The following is a 16,643-nucleotide window of genomic DNA, read 5'->3' as shown; positions in this document are numbered from 1 at the left end:
GTGACGCAGAGTGTCCGCGAAGGTAGCAATGCCCAAGTCCAAAGTTCGCAAGAAGAACGACTTCACCATCAACCCGGTGAGCCGGACGCCGGTCAAGATCAAGACCGGGCCATCGAGTGTCTGGTTTGTGGTTTTGTTCTGCAGCTTGATGTTGATCGGCTTGGCCTGGCTGCTGGTGTTCCAGCTCGCCTCCAGCCACATCCAGTTCCTTGCTGATCTGGGTCCGTGGAACTACGCCATCGCCTTTGCTTTCATGATTACCGGCTTGTTGCTCACGATGCGCTGGCGTTAGCCGTACCGACCATCGGTATGAATTCATCTTCGACTCCACGCGTTACCCGTTTAGCAACCTCGCGGTCACCAGATCACACTGATGTGATTCATCCCCATTGGGGATAGCACTTGTGGATAACCTCATTAGCAACGGTAAAAGGGTGTTAAGTACCCATGCAGCAAACTGAGTGGAGCCCACCCACGCCCGGCATCGCAGCCTGCGGCATAGCCGGAGTTATCTTGGCTATTGCCTCTGTGACCCTGGTCACAGAAGCTCCGGGGCGCATTCTGCTGGGGATTGCCGCGGTGTGCTTACTTTTGTTTGCAAGCCTGTCTTGGCGCGCTCGGCCGAAGCTGGCAATCAGTGACGACGGTCTAGTTACCCGGGGTTGGTCGCGCACGACGCTGCTGCGTCGCCCCGACATCAAGCTCGTCCGAATCACCGAATTCCGCCGCCTGGCCCGCAAGGTTCGGCTGCTCGAGATCGACACGAACGACGACCAGCTGCTGGTCTTCACCCGGTGGGATCTGGGCACCGACCCGCTGAACGTGCTCGACGCGCTGACCGACGCCGGTTACGCCGGCACGCACTGACTCGACTGGTGTCTACGACACCGTGATCGACTCGATCACGACCGGATCGGTCGGCCGGTCGCTGCGATCGGTGGCCGTCGTGGCGATGGCATCGACAACCTTCTGCGACTCCGGGTCCACTACCTCACCGAAGATCGTGTGCTTGCGGTTCAGGTGCGGCGTTTGGCCGACCGTGATGAAGAACTGTGAGCCGTTGGTGCCCGGCCCGGCGTTGGCCATAGCGAGCAGATACGGCTTGTCGAACTGCAGTTCCGGGTGGAACTCATCGGCGAACTGGTATCCGGGTCCGCCGCGACCGGTGCCGGTCGGGTCGCCGCCCTGAATCATGAATCCCTCGATCACGCGGTGGAAGACCGCGCCGTCGTAGAACGGTCCCGACGAGCTGCCCGAGGCGTTCTCCGTGCTGTAGTCCTTGGTGCCCTGCGCCAAACCGACGAAGTTCGCAACGGTCTTGGGGGCGTGGTTTCCGAACAGTGCGATCTTGATGTCGCCGCGGTTGGTGTGCAGGGTCGCGGTCGCTGTCTGAATGGGGCTCGTCACGGGATGCCAGTGTGCCACCTGCCCTCTAACGGCCGACGCGGGGTGGCACTTGGTGGCAGGCTGGACGGCGATTGCCGATCACGCCGCGAAAGAGGTGGACATGAGCTCGAAGACGGACGTCCGGTTGACCCCGAGCCAGCGGCTGGGCCGCGGCTTGAAATATTCCGCGGTTGGGCCGGTCGACGTCACGCGCGGGACGGTCGGGCTCGGCCTGCAGGGCGCGCAGTCGGCGGCTGGCCGCATTCGGCGCAGCATCGAAAAGAGTCAGCTGGCCAAGGATCTCGGCGATGCGCAGGGCACCATCGCGGCCGAACTCGCCGCGGCGCAGGAAGTCATCGCCAGCCTGCCAGCCGTCATCGCCGACGCGCGTAAACCCAAGCGCAAGCGTCGGCCCCTGCTGTTCGTCGCCGTCGGCACCGCAGTCCTGGCCGGGGGAGCGGTGGCGTTCTCGATCGTGCGGCGCTCGATGCAGCCCGAACCGTCGCCGCTGCCGCCCAGTGTCGACGTCTCTCCCAAGCCCTAGTTTGCTCATGGCCGTCTCCGTCTTCGATCTGTTCTCGATCGGCATCGGGCCGTCCAGCTCGCACACCGTCGGGCCGATGCGCGCCGCAGGCCGGTTCGCGCGTCATCTCGCCGACGACGGGCTGCTGGCCAACGTGGCGCGGGTACGGATCGAGCTCTACGGCTCACTGGGAGCCACCGGCGCGGGACACGGCACACCTGGCGCCGTGGTGCTCGGGCTGGAGGACTGCGAGCCCGAGACGGTCGATCCGGTTGTCGCGCGAGGCCGGGTGGAAGAGGTCAACACCGGCGGCAAGCTGCAATTGGCCGGCTCGCACACGATCCAGTTCGACCACAGCGCAGACATCGTTTTGTCGTTGCGCGCCATGGCTTTTCACAGCAACGGCATGGTGTTCACCGCCTTCGACAGCGGCGGCGATGAACTGAGCAAGCGGACGTACTACTCGGTCGGCGGCGGATTCGTCGTCGACGAACAGGAAGCCGAGTCGGGACCCCACGAGGACATCGTCGTTCCGTACCCGTTCAACTCCGCCGAAGAACTCGTGCGGCTGGCCACATCGAACGGCTGCAGCATCGCGGAGTTGATGGCGCACAACGAGGCCGCGATGGGCCGCGAGACCGACCTGCGAACCGGGCTGCTGCGCATTTGGGCGGCGATGCGGGAATGCGTCGAGGCCGGGCTGGCGGCGACGGGCACGCTGCCGGGCAAGCTTCGCGTCAAACGCCGCGCACAGCTGCTGGCCGAGTCGCTGGATCCCGACGACCCGTTGTACGCGATGGACTGGGTGACGGTGTACGCGTTGGCGGTGAACGAGGAGAACGCGGGCGGCGGCCGCGTCGTGACGGCACCGACGAACGGTGCAGCTGGCGTGATTCCCGCTGTGCTGCACTACTATTCGCGGTTCGTGCCTGGTGCCACCGACGACGGCGTCGTGGAGTTCCTGTTGACGGCGAGCGCGATCGGTCAACTGTTCAAGGCCAACGCGTCGATCTCCGGTGCAGAGGTCGGCTGTCAGGGCGAGGTCGGATCGGCCTGCTCGATGGCCGCAGCCGGGCTGGCGGCGGTGATGGGCGGCACGCCGGCTCAGGTGGAGAACGCCGCCGAGATCGGCATCGAACACAACCTGGGGTTGACCTGTGATCCGGTCGGCGGCCTGGTGCAGATTCCGTGCATCGAGCGCAATGCCGTCGCGTCGGTGAAGGCGATCACCGCGGCGCGAATGGCGTTGCACGGCGACGGAACTCATCACGTCAGCCTCGACACCGCGATCAAGACCATGCGCGATACCGGCGCCGACATGAAGGACAAGTACAAGGAGACGTCGAAGGGTGGCTTGGCCCTCAACGTGGTGGAGTGCTGACCCGGTTTTCAGGCCTCGGGGCGGGGGTACCCGGTCGTAACCGCCGATTGGACCATCCAGGAGGGCGCTATGACGGATATCGCCGGCTCGCTTCAGTCGCTGATTTGGCTGCTGATCGTCATCGTCATCATCGCTGTCGTCGTGTGGGCTGTCCGAATGGCGCTCGCACCCAGGGAACCGCGGACGTACGCGGAACCGCCCGTCGTGAGGCAGCCGCCCGCCACGAGTGGGTTGGCGCCGGGGTGGTACCCGGACCAAAACGACCCCGATTCGATGCGCTACTTCGACGGCAGGGTCTGGACGGCTCAGACCGAGCCTCGACGTTGAGCACAATGCGCACAACCTGAGAATCGCTCGTTGCGCGGCTTGTGCGCACAACCGTGCCAGCACCTACCTCGGCCACATACGTTCGGCCACAAGCAAGTTCACTCCGAACTGCTTGACACCCGAAAGGCCGAACCAATGAAGATCCGCACCATGATTGCCCCGCTCTTACTCGCAGCGGGAGGCGCCGCCGCGATCGCGATCGCACCGCTCGCCCCGGCCGACGCCACGCCACCGCCGTGCAGTTTCACCGGAAGCGCGAGCGTCTGTCAGACGGACGGCAACGCGCAGGTAAGCGCGCTGCAGCCGACGATCCAGTTCCAGCCGCAGTACCCGTTCTACGGCGACGGCGGATTGGTGTTCCATCACCGCGGCCGTCACTGACCGTAGGTGTAGCGCAGGTTGGCATTGATGAGTTCGTTCACGCGCTTGCGCATGTGCCCGGTGAGCGCCGGATCAGGGACGGGCTCGTCGACATACAGGGTCCAGCGCAGATCGGTGCCGCCATCGGCGTCCACCAGGTCGAATTGCAGGCGAGCATCGGGCCGCTTCAGCCACAGCGATGACCACACCACCCGGTCGTATTCGTGCGACTCGAGGACGACAGGCTCGACCTCGTCGTCCAGGAGTTGCAACCAGGGCCGCGCCGGTTGCCGGTGCGGATCACAGAGGTCTTCGAACACAAAGCGCGGCGGCGCAGGCTGGTTGCGTCGCCGCGAACCGATCGCTTCCATATGTTTCCGTGTTATTTGTGGAGCCTAGGAGAATCGAACTCCTGACATCTACCTTGCAAAGGTAGCGCTCTACCAACTGAGCTAAGGCCCCTGATTCGGTCAGGCCGGCGTGTCCGCTGCCGCATGCCACACCTCGACGCCGTGCCGTGACCGCCACACGATCACCGCGACAGCGATAGCGGCGAGCACGAACACCAGCTTCAAGGTATTGCACCTTTCCGTGGGGCTAGGAGGACTCGAACCTCCGACCTCTTCGTTATCAGCGAAGCGCTCTAACCGCCTGAGCTATAGCCCCGAAATCCGCACGGCCGAGCGACGAGATTACCGCAACGGTAGGCCGCCGCCCAAACTCGATCCCCTAGTCGCTGCGCTCCTGCCCGCCGGACCTCAATCTCGATCAGCCAGGGTGACCTCGACACCACCCACAAGATCGGTGGTCAGGTTGTAGATGAAAGCCCCCGCTGTCGCCATCGCGGTCAGCAGCACGATGTTCACCAGCCCGATCAAGGCCGCGCCGCCGAAGATCGTTCCGCTGGACACCAACTCGCCGCCGGAGCTGCCGCCGGTGCTGGTCAGCAGGTCGCCGACGTTGCTGTTCAGCTTGCTCCACACGCCCATGCCGCCGAGCACCAGGTAGAGGAACGCGACCGCGATCATCCACACGAAGAACAACGCGACCGACAACACCAGCGACACCTTCAGCGTGCTCCACGGGTCGACCCGCCGGATCTGCATGCTGGCCCGCACCGGGCCCTTGTGTCGATTGCCGACCTGCAAGCGGCTGCCGGCCGAGGTCCTGCTGGCCGGTTCCGACGACGGGCGTTGCTCAGGCGCCGGCTTGCGCGGCTGCGGCGAGCGCGGCGTCGGGCCCGAGAGGTCGGGCAGCTCGCTGGCGTAGGCCTCGGGCCGCACGGCCTCGGTGCGCTCGCCCCGTGGCGGACCTTCCTGCTCGTGCACCGGCGCCGGGGTCGGTGCGCCCGATCCGCCGATGAAGCGGTTGAGCCGGGCATCGACCGGCGACCCTCCTGGACTTCCCGGCTCAGAGGACTGCCGTTGTGGCTGTCGGCCCGCACGTGCGGCCGGCCCCCGCTGCCACGGGGGGACGTCGCCGCCCCGCGAAGCCGAGTTGCCGACCGAACCGCCGTCCTGCGATGGCGGTCCGCCCGGGGAGCCGTTGGCGCTACCGGCGGCGTCACCCGCGCGCGGGTATCCCGGCTCGTTCGGTGAACTCACCTACGGCTCCTTATCGTCGTTACGTTGCGTCGACCTCGGCCGCGTCGGCGTCGGTCTCCTCAGCGTTGCGCGCAATAGCAACCAGTGTGTCGCCCTCGCCCAGGTTCATCAACCGAACGCCCTTGGTCTGCCGCCCGGCCTTGCGGACCTGGCGAGCCGCCGTCCGGATGACGCCCCCGCCCGAGGTGATGGCGTACAACTCCGTGTCGTCATCGACGATCAACGCTCCGACCAGACTGCCACGACGCTTGTCGAACTGGATCGTCAGCACCCCTTTGCCGCCGCGACCCTGAACCGGGTACTCGTCGATCGCGGTCCGCTTGGAGTAGCCGCCGGCCGTCGCGACCAGCAAATACGTGTCCGGTTGGACCACATTCAACGACAGCAGCTTGTCCTCTTCGTTGAAGCGCATGCCCTGCACACCGGAGGTGGCGCGACCCATCGGCCGCAGTGCCTCGTCGGTTGCTGAGAAGCGGATCGACTGGCCCTTGGCCGACACCAGCAGCAGGTCGTCCTCCGACGAGCACAGTACGGCGCCGACGAGTTCGTCCCCGTCGCGCAGGTTCACCGCGACGATGCCGCCCGAGCGGTTGGAGTCGAAGTCGGTCAGCTTGGACTTCTTGACCAGACCGTTCTTCGTCGCCAGCACCAGGTACGGCGCATCCTCGTAGCTCTTGATCTGGATGACCTGGGCGATGCGCTCCTCCGGCTGGAAGGCCAGCAGGTTCGCGACGTGCTGACCGCGCGCGGTGCGCGACGCCTCGGGCAGGTCGTACGCCTTGGCGCGGTACACCCGACCCTGCGTGGTGAAGAACAGGATCCAGTCGTGCGTCGAACACACGAAGAAGTGGTTGACGATGTCGTCCTGCTTGAGCCCCGCGCCCTGCACACCCTTGCCGCCCCGCTTTTGGCTGCGGTAAAGGTCTGTCTTCGTGCGCTTGGCGTAGCCGGTTTCGGTGATCGTGACGACCACGTCCTCGCGGGCGATCAGGTCCTCGTCGTTGACGTCGCCGTCGGCCGCGATGATGCGGGTCCGACGGTCGTCGCCGTACTTGTCGACGATCTCCTTGAGCTCGTCGCGCACGATGGCGCGCTGCCGCTCCGGCTTGGCCAGGATGTCTTCCAGGTCGGCGATCTCGGCCTCGATCTTGGCCAGGTCGTCGACGATCTTCTGACGTTCCAGGGCGGCCAGCCTGCGCAGCTGCATGTCCAGGATGGCCTGGGCCTGGATGTCGTCGATGTCGAGCAACTCGATCAGGCCCTGCCTGGCGACGTCGACGGTCTCCGATGCCCGGATCAACGCGATCACTTCGTCGAGTGCATCGAGCGCCTTGACCAAACCGCGCAGGATGTGGGCCCGCTCGTTGGCCTTGCGCAGCCGGTAAGTGGTGCGCCGGACGATGACGTCGAGCTGATGGTTGACGTAGTGCCGGATCAGCTGGTCGAGTCGCAGGGTGCGGGGCACGCCGTCGACGATGGCCAGCATGTTGGCGCCGAAGCTGGTCTGCAGCTGGGTGTGCTTGTAGAGGTTGTTCAGCACCACCTTCGCGACGGCATCGCGCTTGAGCTCCACCACGATTCGCAGGCCGACACGGTCGCTGGACTGGTCTTCGATGTTGGAGATCCCGGCGAGCTTGCCGTCGCGCACCTGCTCGGCGATCGAGGTGATGAAGTTGTCGTGGTTCACCTGATACGGGAGCTCGGTGATGACGATCCCGGTGCGCCCGCGGTTGTCCTCCTCGATCTCACACACACCGCGCATGCGGATGGATCCGCGGCCGGTCGCATAGGTGTCGCTGATGCCCTGCGAGCCCACGATCAGGCCGTAGGTGGGGAAGTCCGGGCCCTTGACGTACTCGGTCACCGCGGCCAACGTCGCCTCTTCGTCGGCTTCGTGGTTCTCCAGACACCAGTACACGGCGTCGGCCAACTCGCGCAGATTGTGCGGTGGCATGTTGGTTGCCATGCCGACCGCGATGCCGCCCGACCCGTTGGCGAGCAGGTTCGGGAACCGGCTCGGCAGAACCGTCGGCTCCTGCACCCGACCGTCGTAGTTCGGGATGAAATCGACTGTCTCCTCGTCGATTTCGCGCAGCATCTCCATAGCGAGCGGAGTAAGCCGCGCTTCGGTGTACCGCATGGCGGCCGGCGGGTCGTTACCCGGCGAGCCGAAGTTGCCCTGGCCGTCGACGAGCGGGTAACGCAGCGACCACGGCTGCGCCATGCGCACCAGGGTGTCGTAAATCGACGAGTCACCGTGGGGGTGGTAGTTACCCATCGTCTCGGCAACGGAGCGCGCCGATTTCGCGTGGCTGCGGTCCGGCCGGAAGCCCGAGTCATACATCGCGTAGAGCACCCGGCGGTGCACCGGCTTGAGGCCGTCGCGGACCTCCGGCAGGGCCCGGCCGACGATCACGCTCATCGCATAGTCGATGTAGCTGCGCTGCATCTCCTGCTGAATGTCGACAGGTTCGATGCGGTCGCCCTCGGGCGGCAAGGTTTCAGTCATAAGAGTTTCAGCCTTATTGGTGGTTGAATCCGGCGTTAAACATCAAGGAAGCGAACGTCTTTGGCGTTGCGCGTGATGAAGCTGCGGCGCGCCTCGACGTCCTCGCCCATCAGGATCGAGAACAACTCGTCGGCAGCGGCCGCGTCATCGAGCGTCACCTGCCGCAGCACCCGCACCGAAGGATCCATGGTGGTCTCCCACAGTTCCTTGGCGTCCATCTCACCAAGACCCTTGTATCGCTGGATGCCGTCGTCGGTGTTGATCTTGCGGCCTGCCTTCTTGCCCGCTTCGAGCAGACCGTCGCGTTCGCGGTCTGAGTACGCGAACTCGGGCTCGCTGCGCTGCCACTTCAGCTTGTACAGCGGCGGCTGCGCCAGGAACACATGCCCGTTCTCGATCAGCGGCTTCATGAACCGGAACAGCAGCGTCAGCAGCAGCGTCGAGATGTGCTGGCCGTCGACGTCCGCGTCGGCCATCAGCACGATCTTGTGATACCGCAGCTTGGCGAGATCGAACTCGTCGTGAATACCGGTGCCGAGCGCGGTGATGATCGCCTGCACTTCAGTGTTTTTCAGCACCCGGTCGATGCGGGCCTTCTCGACGTTGATGATCTTGCCGCGCAGCGGCAGGATCGCCTGGAACATCGAATCGCGGCCGCTCTTCGCCGAGCCACCGGCCGAATCGCCCTCCACCACATACAGTTCCGACTTGCGCGGATCCGTCGAGCGGCAGTCCGCCAACTTGCCCGGCAGGCCGCCGATGTCGGTGGCGCTCTTGCGGCGCACCAGCTCGCGGGCCTTGCGCGCTGCAAGGCGCGCCTGCGCAGACGAAACCGCCTTGTTCACAACGGTTTTCGCCTCAGCCGGGTTGGCCTCGAACCAGTGGCTCACCTGCTCGTTGCAGATCTTCTGCACGAACGACTTCACCTCGGTGTTGCCCAGCTTCGTCTTGGTCTGCCCCTCGAACTGAGGTTCGGCGACCTTGACCGAGATCACCGCGGCCAACCCCTCACGGATGTCGTCGCCTGTGAGGTTCGGGTCCTTGTCTTTGAGGAGCTTCTTGTCCTTGGCGTACTTGTTCACCACGGTCGTCAACGCCGCACGGAAGCCCTCTTCGTGGGTGCCGCCTTCGTGGGTGTTGATCGTGTTGGCGAAGGTGTGCACCGATTCGGAGTAGCCGGCGTTCCATTGCATCGCGACCTCGACCTCGTGACCTTCTCCCTTGCCGGAGAAATCGACGATGCTCTGGTGGATCGGCGTCTTGGTGCGGTTGATGTGCTTGACGAAGTCGACCAGGCCGCCGGGGTAGTGGAAGGTGCGGTGCTTCACCTTGTGCGGACCCGCCGCTTCGGCCGCTTGCTCCTCGGCTGACTTGGGTGCCTCGGCGGTGTCGCTGACGACCTCGTCGGTGACCTCCGCGGCAGTGACGCGCTCATCGGTGAGCGTGATGGTCAGTCCCTTGTTGAGGAACGCCATTTCCTGCAGGCGCCGCGCGACGGTCTCGAAGTCGTAGTTGGTGGTCTCGAAGACGTTGGGGTCGGCCCAGAACCTGATCGTGGTGCCGGTCTTCTTCGTCTTCTCGCCCTGCTTGAGGGTGCCGGGTATCGAATTGTCGTAGGTCTGGAACCACTCGTAGCCGTCGGTGCGGATGTCCGCCTCGAGCCTGGTGGACAGCGCGTTGACGACCGAGACGCCGACACCGTGCAGGCCGCCGGAGACGCTGTACGCGCCTTCTTCGAACTTGCCGCCTGCGTGCAGCACCGTCATCACCACGTCGACGGTGGGGATTCCGGTGGAGTGCATCGCCACCGGGATGCCACGCCCGTTGTCGGTGACCTCCACGCCCCCGTCGTCGAGGAGCCGGACCGCCACCGCATCGGCGAACCCGGCCATCGCCTCGTCGACCGCGTTGTCCACTACCTCCCAGATGAGGTGGTGCAAGCCCCGCTCACCGGTGGACCCGATATACATGCCGGGTCGTTTGCGGACGGCTTCGAGACCCTCCAAGACCTTGATCGAATCGGCACCGTACTGTTCCTGTGCTTTCTTTTTCGCAGCAGCCACGGGCGGTAGCTTCCCTACTCTCTTTGGGGGTGGGCTTTGGCGGTGATCTGTTACCGCCGGCAAGTCATGCAACCAGTCTACCGTCACGCACCGTCAGGACCGATTCTGAGGCGGCGTTTCTACATACCTATTTGCGCCGCCTGTGGAATTTTTCGATCTCAGGTGCGTGAAGTCGCTTAAGAGGTAGGCTCGCGGCCTTCAGGCGGCTCTCAGCGCACCGGCGGAACGCCGGTCATCCGTACGTGTCGCGGGGCCCGCGGCCGGCGATGTGATACCGGCCCTTCCGCCACGACGGGGCCACCGGCCCGACGATTTTCAGCGACGTCACCACTCCGTCCCCGACGGCGGCGGCGATCTTCGCCAACAGCTGCGCCTGCACCATCCGCAACTGCGTGGCCCAGGCCGTCGACTCGGCCGACACCGTGAGCACTCCGTCATGCAGTGACGTCGGCGTGGCATGTGCGGCGATCTGCTCGCCGACCAGCCCGTGCCATCGGCCGAACACCGATCCCTCGGCGACCCGGCCCGACCACCCGCGGCTGCGCGCCAAGTCCGCTGTCAGCGACCCCAGCAGTTGCGGATCCCGGGAGTCCGGACCAGGGCCTGACCAGCGCCGACGACTGTTCCCGGCCACCCGCCGACGAACCGGTGCGTTGCGGCCGCGGCCGACGTCCTTGCCCTGGACCCGCGCCGCCCCCCGGGCTTCTTCCAGGGTTCGTCTGACCAAATCCATCCCGGCGAGACCGCTCAGGTGCGCGGGTGGACCTGCCGCTGTGTCGTCTTCATCTTCGGATGTCATGGCACCACCATCGAGACTCGGCCGCTGTCTTCCTCGCTCATCGTGATCTCGATCCGACGCGCATCCCAATCCGTTGGAATGTCGTCGTTCACCGCGGCCGTCACCAGGACCTGTTCCGCATTGGCCGCGACGTTGGCCAGCGCTTGCCGACGCGCGTTGTCGAGTTCGGCGAACACGTCGTCGAGCAACAGCACCGGATCACTGCCGTCGGCGCGCAACAGTTCATAAGCCGCCAGCCGCAGCGCCAGCGCCATCGACCACGATTCGCCATGGCTCGCAAAGCCTTTCGCGACGTGATCACCGAGCCGCAGCTCGAGATCATCGCGGTGTGGACCGACGAGACAGACCCCGCGCTCCAGTTCGGCGTCGCGGCGTCGGGCCAGCGCATCCAGCAGCGCGGCCTCCAATACCTCTACATCGTCGTTGCCGGCCGCGGCCTCCGCCTCGATCACGTCGACGCCGCTGCGGTACTGGATCGCGGCCGGTCGCGATGCCGGCGCCAGCAGTTGATAGGCCTTTTCGACTTCGGGGGACAGTTGGGTGACCAGCTCCACCCGGGCCGCGATCAGTTGCGCACCGTGTGCGGCGAGGTGTCCGTCCCACACATCGAGAGTGTCGAGCACGCTGCGGTCACCGCGGTGGCGCGCCGGTCCCGCGGTCTTGAGCAGAGCGGCGCGCTGGCGCAGCACCTTGTCGTAATCCGCACGGATCCCGGCGACCCGGGGCCGCCGAGTGGTCGCGAGTTCGTCCAGGTAGCGGCGGCGTTCGCCGGGGTCGCCGCGTACCAGCGCGAGGTCCTCAGGCGCGAACAGCACCGCGCGCAACACACCGAGCACCTCGCGCGCCGACCGTACGGGGGAGCGGTTGAGCCGTGCCTTGTTGGCGCGGCCGGCGGTGATCTCCAAGTCGATGGCCAGCTCGCGACCCTCGTTGACGACAATCGTCGACACCACGGCTCGTTCGGCGCCTGCCCGAATCAGCGGCGCATCCGATGCGACCCGATGCGAACCCAAGGTCGACGAATACCACAGCGCCTCAACGAGATTCGTCTTGCCGAAGCCGTTGGGCCCGACGAACACGGTCCGGCCGGGCTCCAACTCCAGGTCGGCCTGCGGCCAGGACCGGAAGTCTTGCAAACCCAGACGGCGGACGTACACCTATCCCGACTCGCTCACACGCTTGACCGCATGGCCACCGAACTGGTTCCTCAGCGCGGCGACGGCTTTCATGGTCGGCGAGTCGTCCTGGCGCGACAAGAACCGGGCGAAAAGCGATGCGGCGATGCCCGGCACCGGTACCCGCAACCGAATCGCCTCCTCCACCGTCCACCGACCTTCGCCGGAATCCTCGGTATAGCCGGAAATGTCGGCGAGTTTGGGATCTTCCTTGAGTGCCCTGGCCAGCAGCTGCTGCAGCCACGACCGCACCACGGTGCCGTTCGTCCACGCCTGATAGACGGCTTGCGGATTCTTGACCAGGTCTTCTGCGGCCAGCAGCTCGTAGCCCTCGGCATACGCGGTCATCAGCGCGTATTCGACACCGTTGTGGACCATCTTGGTGAAATGGCCTGCCCCGACCGGGCCGGCATGGACGAAACCGTCTTCGCGGGGGCCCGGCGGACGCAGCACATCGAAGATCGGCATCGCCCGCTCGACGTCGGCATCACTACCGCCGACCATCAGGCCGTAGCCTTCCTTCAAACCCCAGATCCCGCCCGACACGCCTGCGTCGATGAACGCGATTCCCTTGTCGTTCAACAGTTTTGCGTGCGGCTCGTCTTCGGTATAGCGGGAGTTGCCGCCGTCGATCACCAAGTCACCAGAGCCGAGTACGTCGGCAAGGGCGGTGATGGTTTCGTGGGTGACCGTGCCCGAAGGCACCATCACCCACACGACTCGTGGTGTGGGTAGCGCTTCGGCGAGCGCCGCAAGTGTCGGCACGTCGGTGACCTCTGGCCTCGGGTCGTAGCCGATCACCTCGTGGCCGCCCTCGCGCAGGCGCTCCCGCATGTTGAAACCCATTTTGCCCAGGCCGACGAGACCTAATTGCATGTGCGCGCCTCTTTCGTGGCGGTAGGGCCGGTCAGCCCGGGAGCCGCACCGGCATCAACAGGTACACGTAGTCGGTTTGGGCGGCCGGGAACGGGCCACTTGCGCCGACAGACCCATCATCCTCACCTGCCGGGCGCAACACAGCGGGACGGCTGGGTGTCGTGAAACCAAACGTCACGCGCTCCGAATGCAGCGAGCCCAGCCCGTCGGTGAGATATGTCGGGTTGAACGCGATTGTCAGCGGGTCACCGGAGAACGTGACCGGAAGATCTTCTTCCGCGCGGCCGACGTCGTCGGCGCCTGCCGACAGCCGCAGCACATCGTCGGCGAACTCCATCCGCACCTGCGCACCGCGGTCGGCGACCAGGGCCACACGCTTGATCGCCTCGGCGAGCTCGGCGACGCCGATGGTCGCGATCGCCGTGTGCTCGGCGGGCAGCAGCTGACGAAACTTCGGGAACTCCGCGTCGAGCAGACGGGTGGTGCTGCGCTTGCCGTCGCTGCGAATACCGAGCAGGCCTTCCTTGCCGACCGCTGCTCCGGCGCCGAGCGACAGGTGCACATCGGCGCCGTCCGTCCCCGCCTTCGCCGCCTCCGCCAAGGTCTTGGCCGGCACCAGCACCGCGGCCTCGATGTCAGCCGACTCCGTTGACCAAGTGAGTTCGCGCACCGCGAGACGGAAGCGGTCGGTGGCCGCCAAAACGACCTTCTCGCCGGAGATCTCGACGCGAATGCCCGTCAGCATCGGGAGTGTGTCGTCGCGACCGGCGGCGACAGCGACCTGGCCGATGGCCTCACCGAACAGCTGCGACGAAATGACACCCGTGTCCTCGGGCAGTGCCGGCAGCGCCGGGTAGTCCTCGACGGCCATGGTCGGCAACGAGAACCGGGCACTGCCGCACGTCAACGAAACCCGGGTGCCTTCGACGCTGACGTCGACCGGTTTGGCGGGCAGTGCCCTCGTGATGTCGGACAGCAGCCGACCGGACACCAAAACGCTTCCGGGAGAAGCGATTTCGGCTGCAACCCGCACCTCGGCCGACACTTCGTAGTCGAATCCGGAGATCGTCAGCCCGTCATCGGACCCGGTGAGCAACACACCGGCCAGGACGGGCACCGTCGGTCTGGACGGCAAATTCCTGGCGACCCAGGCCACGGCGTCGGCGAAGTCTTCACGAACTAACCGGAACTTCAAATCGGTGAGACCAGCGGTTGTCGTCGCCACGTCCATAGCGTCCCTTCGATACACACCACAACAAGGTCTAACCAGCGGTTTTCCGGTGTCTCGCGCCGCGTCTCCCCGATGCGTCCCAACGACCGTAACGGCTGTCGATGAACCACCGTAGAGCTTTCCGGCTCAACTTGAAAGCTAATCGATCGGGGTGACATCCGCCGTCGCAAAGCGGCTCGGCGCACTGAGAATCGATGTGTCCCCAGGTGGCTTCTTCTAAGGAGAAACTTCGGAGATATATGAGCAACAGTATTAGGGGTTGTGCACATTGGGGATAACCGGGTGTCGGCGCAGCGTGCCATGCGTGTCGGCGTGTGAGGGAATTGTGGACAATTCGCCGCGGATCGTCGCTGCATTGTGGACTTCGGCGGTGTTGTGAAGAAAGCACCGAGTAATCCGGAACTTGGTAGCAAGTTGTCCACATCGGCATCCACACGGCTGCTCTGTGACAAGTGATGCCGACGATGCCAAAGTTTTTCGGAGATTTTTTGTCTGTACCCGCGCAGAAGCTCCTCGCCCCGGGAGTGTGGGACGACAAACGGACAGCAGAACGTCGGTCAGCGCTTGGAGCGCTGGCGGATTCGCGTTGTGAGTTCCTTGACGTGATCGAACACCTCTCGGCGTTCAGCCATCTCGCCGCGGATCTTCTTTTCGGCATACATGACCGTGGTGTGGTCACGGCCGAACGCCTGCCCGATCTTGGGCAGGGACAGATCGGTGAGTTCGCGGCACAGGTACATGGCGATTTGGCGCGACTGTGCCAGCGCCCGTGTCTTGCCGGGCCCGCGGAGTTCTTCGACGCTGGTTTGGAAGTACTCGGCGGTGGCGGCCATGATCGCCGCGGTGCTGATCTGCATGGTGCCTGCATCGGCGATCAGGTCGCGCAGCACGATCTCGGCGAGTGACTTGTCGATCGGCGTCTTGTTCAGCGAGGCGAACGCGGTGACTCGGATCAGCGCGCCCTCGAGTTCGCGGATGTTGCGTTCGATGCTGCTGGCGATGAGCTCGAGCACGTCACCCGGCACGTCAAGCCGGTCCATCTGCGCCTTCTTGCGCAGAATCGCGATGCGGGTCTCAAGTTCGGGCGGCTGAACGTCGGTGATCAGCCCCCATTCGAACCGGGTGCGCAACCGGTCTTCCAGCGTGGCCAGCTGCTTGGGCGGCCGATCCGAGGAGATCACGATCTGCTTGTTCGCGTTGTGCAGCGTGTTGAAGGTATGGAAGAACTCTTCCTGAATGCCTTCCTTGCCCTCGATGAACTGGATGTCGTCGACCAGGAGCACGTCGATGTCGCGGTAGCTGCGCTTGAACGACGCTTTGCGGTCGTCGCGCAGAGAGTTGATGAAGTCGTTGGTGAATTCTTCGGTCGACACGTACTTGACGCGCATGCCCGGAAACAATCGCTGGGCGTAGTTGCCGGCGGCGTGCAAAAGATGGGTCTTGCCGAGTCCGGACTCACCCCAGATGAACAACGGGTTGTAGGCCCGCGCGGGCGCCTCAGCAATCGCGAGACTCGCGGCGTGAGCGAATCTGTTGGACGCCCCGATGACGAACGTGTCGAAGGTGTAGCGGCGGTTGAGATTGACCGCGGTTGGCTCGCCGGCGGGCGTGTTCTGCGGCCGGTTCGAGAAGTAGGTCGGCCAGCTTTCCTCGGCACTGGCGAGGGCCTCCGAGACTTCGTCGACCTCGTCGGGTTCCGTGTTGGCCGCCGCTGCCGCGAAGCCGTTGACGCCCTCGTCGGGCTCAGTGACCGCCGGCGCGGCGATGCGCACACCCAGCTCGACGCGCTGTCCGAGCTGACGGCTGAGCGCGGTGATGATCGGTTCGCGCAGATGACGTTCGATCTCGTTTTGCACAAACGGCGTCGGCACCGACAGCAGGGCAAATCCCTCGGCGATGACGAGCGGCTGGACCAGCTTTAACCAGGCTCTTTGCTGCGGGGTAAGCGTGGGGAGCGTGGAGTCCCCATTTATGGTCTCGCCGGAGTCGGTCTCACCGTTGAGTTCGGCAACAACGTTGTTCCAGACGGCGACGAATGGGGGATCGGGGTCAGCTGTCAAAGACGAGAACCCCCTAAAGGCCGATCCAGGGACGACCAAAGGAACGATGACGGTCTGTCCACATAGTTATCCACAGGCTGTGGAGACAGGACAGTCGTCGTCGCTCTGTTGTCTACCGGCGTGGACGCCGCGGGCCGGGGCTCGTCACAGTGGTGGTGCAATCTGTGGGCTCGCGACCTGTTTGGCATCTCCGCTTCGTTGTCTGTCGCCGTTTCGTTATCGAATCGGCATTGGCAGAAGCTAACAGTTTTCTTCCCGAGTGCCAACCGTTCTGCAACATTCCGCGGAGGTAGATTTTTGCTCACTCGGGGCGCGTGACGGCTGGGGCGAATGTGAACCCGCGCGCGGT

At 64.9% G+C, this 16,643-nt stretch carries 16 protein-coding genes and 2 tRNA genes; 6 read left to right on the top strand and 12 right to left on the bottom strand.

Annotated elements, in window-relative coordinates; all coding sequences use genetic code 11:
- Positions 1-28: 28 nt before the first annotated feature.
- Together crgA and J3E61_RS09635 are read left to right on the top strand one after the other, a co-directional pair.
- A complete protein-coding gene (crgA, locus tag J3E61_RS09640) occupies positions 29-292 on the top strand; it encodes a cell division protein CrgA (RefSeq protein WP_192724987.1) in 264 nt (87 codons plus the stop codon).
- Between the two features lie 155 nt (positions 293-447).
- Positions 448-867, top strand: coding sequence for a PH domain-containing protein (locus tag J3E61_RS09635; RefSeq protein WP_210083394.1), 420 nt, complete (start codon positions 448-450; stop codon positions 865-867).
- Between the two features lie 12 nt (positions 868-879).
- Here the strand turns inward: J3E61_RS09635 and J3E61_RS09630 are convergent, their stop codons facing one another.
- Positions 880-1,407: a peptidylprolyl isomerase gene (locus J3E61_RS09630; RefSeq protein ID WP_192724985.1), complete on the bottom strand. Its 528-nt coding sequence runs from the start codon at positions 1,405-1,407 to the stop codon at positions 880-882.
- A 100-nt stretch (positions 1,408-1,507) separates the two neighbouring features.
- Here J3E61_RS09630 and cwsA point away from each other — a divergent pair, with 100 nt between their 5' ends.
- From cwsA to J3E61_RS09610, 4 genes are all read left to right on the top strand, one after another.
- Entirely contained in the window at positions 1,508-1,930 is a 423-nt protein-coding gene (cwsA, locus tag J3E61_RS09625; RefSeq protein WP_192724984.1) for a cell wall synthesis protein CwsA, read from the top strand.
- A gap of 7 nt (positions 1,931-1,937) precedes the next feature.
- Positions 1,938-3,290, top strand: coding sequence for an L-serine ammonia-lyase (locus tag J3E61_RS09620; protein ID WP_210083393.1), 1,353 nt, complete (start codon positions 1,938-1,940; stop codon positions 3,288-3,290).
- 69 nt (positions 3,291-3,359) lie between these two features.
- A complete protein-coding gene (locus J3E61_RS09615; protein ID WP_192724982.1) occupies positions 3,360-3,617 on the top strand; it encodes a DUF2510 domain-containing protein in 258 nt (85 codons plus the stop codon).
- A gap of 150 nt (positions 3,618-3,767) precedes the next feature.
- Positions 3,768-3,998 carry a hypothetical protein gene (locus tag J3E61_RS09610; RefSeq protein ID WP_210083392.1) on the top strand — a complete coding sequence of 77 codons (231 nt, stop codon included), beginning with the start codon at positions 3,768-3,770 and terminating at the stop codon, positions 3,996-3,998.
- On the opposite strand, the gene J3E61_RS09605 is transcribed toward J3E61_RS09610, so the two are convergent.
- The 11 genes from J3E61_RS09605 to dnaA form a co-directional block, all read right to left on the bottom strand.
- Positions 3,992-4,348 carry a hypothetical protein gene (locus tag J3E61_RS09605; protein WP_210083391.1) on the bottom strand — a complete coding sequence of 119 codons (357 nt, stop codon included), beginning with the start codon at positions 4,346-4,348 and terminating at the stop codon, positions 3,992-3,994. The genes J3E61_RS09610 and J3E61_RS09605 overlap by 7 nt on opposite strands.
- Positions 4,349-4,366: 18 nt before the next feature.
- Positions 4,367-4,439, bottom strand: a tRNA-Ala gene (locus J3E61_RS09600).
- Positions 4,440-4,569: 130 nt separating this feature from the next.
- A tRNA-Ile gene (locus J3E61_RS09595) sits at positions 4,570-4,643 on the bottom strand.
- 92 nt (positions 4,644-4,735) lie between these two features.
- Positions 4,736-5,581, bottom strand: a complete 846-nt coding sequence (locus tag J3E61_RS09590) for a DUF3566 domain-containing protein (protein ID WP_210083390.1) — start codon at positions 5,579-5,581, stop codon at positions 4,736-4,738.
- Positions 5,582-5,600: 19 nt separating this feature from the next.
- Entirely contained in the window at positions 5,601-8,090 is a 2,490-nt protein-coding gene (gene gyrA, locus J3E61_RS09585; RefSeq protein WP_192724978.1) for a DNA gyrase subunit A, read from the bottom strand.
- A 35-nt stretch (positions 8,091-8,125) separates the two neighbouring features.
- Positions 8,126-10,153, bottom strand: a complete 2,028-nt coding sequence (gene gyrB, locus J3E61_RS09580) for a DNA topoisomerase (ATP-hydrolyzing) subunit B (protein ID WP_192724977.1) — start codon at positions 10,151-10,153, stop codon at positions 8,126-8,128.
- Positions 10,154-10,385: 232 nt separating this feature from the next.
- Positions 10,386-10,952, bottom strand: coding sequence for a DUF721 family protein (locus J3E61_RS09575; protein WP_192724976.1), 567 nt, complete (start codon positions 10,950-10,952; stop codon positions 10,386-10,388).
- Positions 10,949-12,109 (bottom strand): DNA replication/repair protein RecF, encoded by a 1,161-nt coding sequence (recF, locus tag J3E61_RS09570; RefSeq protein WP_210083389.1) that lies wholly within the window; start codon positions 12,107-12,109, stop codon positions 10,949-10,951. The genes J3E61_RS09575 and recF overlap by 4 nt, the downstream gene beginning before the upstream one ends.
- On the bottom strand, positions 12,110-13,003 hold the full coding sequence (gnd, locus tag J3E61_RS09565) for a decarboxylating 6-phosphogluconate dehydrogenase (RefSeq protein WP_192724974.1): 894 nt from the start codon (positions 13,001-13,003) through the stop codon (positions 12,110-12,112). It lies immediately after the preceding gene.
- A 31-nt stretch (positions 13,004-13,034) separates the two neighbouring features.
- Entirely contained in the window at positions 13,035-14,234 is a 1,200-nt protein-coding gene (dnaN, locus tag J3E61_RS09560; RefSeq protein ID WP_210083388.1) for a DNA polymerase III subunit beta, read from the bottom strand.
- Between the two features lie 557 nt (positions 14,235-14,791).
- Positions 14,792-16,294: a chromosomal replication initiator protein DnaA gene (dnaA, locus tag J3E61_RS09555; protein ID WP_210083387.1), complete on the bottom strand. Its 1,503-nt coding sequence runs from the start codon at positions 16,292-16,294 to the stop codon at positions 14,792-14,794.
- Positions 16,295-16,643: the final 349 nt, after the last annotated feature.

The organism is Mycobacterium sp. OAE908 (assembly GCF_017872775.1).
Classification (GTDB): Bacteria; Actinomycetota; Actinomycetes; order Mycobacteriales; family Mycobacteriaceae; genus Mycobacterium.
This window is presented reverse-complemented; position numbering and strand designations above follow the sequence as displayed.

What these genes read in the sequence shown, in the direction of transcription:
- dnaN (WP_210083388.1), bottom strand. Translation starts at nt 14,234, where the DNA reads ATGGACGTGGCGACGACAACCGCTGGTCTCACCGATTTGAAGTTCCGG.
- gyrA (WP_192724978.1), bottom strand. Translation starts at nt 8,090, where the DNA reads ATGACTGAAACCTTGCCGCCCGAGGGCGACCGCATCGAACCTGTCGAC.
- J3E61_RS09635 (WP_210083394.1), top strand. Translation starts at nt 448, where the DNA reads ATGCAGCAAACTGAGTGGAGCCCACCCACGCCCGGCATCGCAGCCTGC.
- gnd (WP_192724974.1), bottom strand. Translation starts at nt 13,003, where the DNA reads ATGCAATTAGGTCTCGTCGGCCTGGGCAAAATGGGTTTCAACATGCGG.
- J3E61_RS09620 (WP_210083393.1), top strand. Translation starts at nt 1,938, where the DNA reads ATGGCCGTCTCCGTCTTCGATCTGTTCTCGATCGGCATCGGGCCGTCC.
- J3E61_RS09575 (WP_192724976.1), bottom strand. Translation starts at nt 10,952, where the DNA reads ATGACATCCGAAGATGAAGACGACACAGCGGCAGGTCCACCCGCGCAC.
- crgA (WP_192724987.1), top strand. Translation starts at nt 29, where the DNA reads ATGCCCAAGTCCAAAGTTCGCAAGAAGAACGACTTCACCATCAACCCG.
- J3E61_RS09610 (WP_210083392.1), top strand. Translation starts at nt 3,768, where the DNA reads ATGATTGCCCCGCTCTTACTCGCAGCGGGAGGCGCCGCCGCGATCGCG.
- J3E61_RS09615 (WP_192724982.1), top strand. Translation starts at nt 3,360, where the DNA reads ATGACGGATATCGCCGGCTCGCTTCAGTCGCTGATTTGGCTGCTGATC.
- cwsA (WP_192724984.1), top strand. Translation starts at nt 1,508, where the DNA reads ATGAGCTCGAAGACGGACGTCCGGTTGACCCCGAGCCAGCGGCTGGGC.
- J3E61_RS09605 (WP_210083391.1), bottom strand. Translation starts at nt 4,348, where the DNA reads ATGGAAGCGATCGGTTCGCGGCGACGCAACCAGCCTGCGCCGCCGCGC.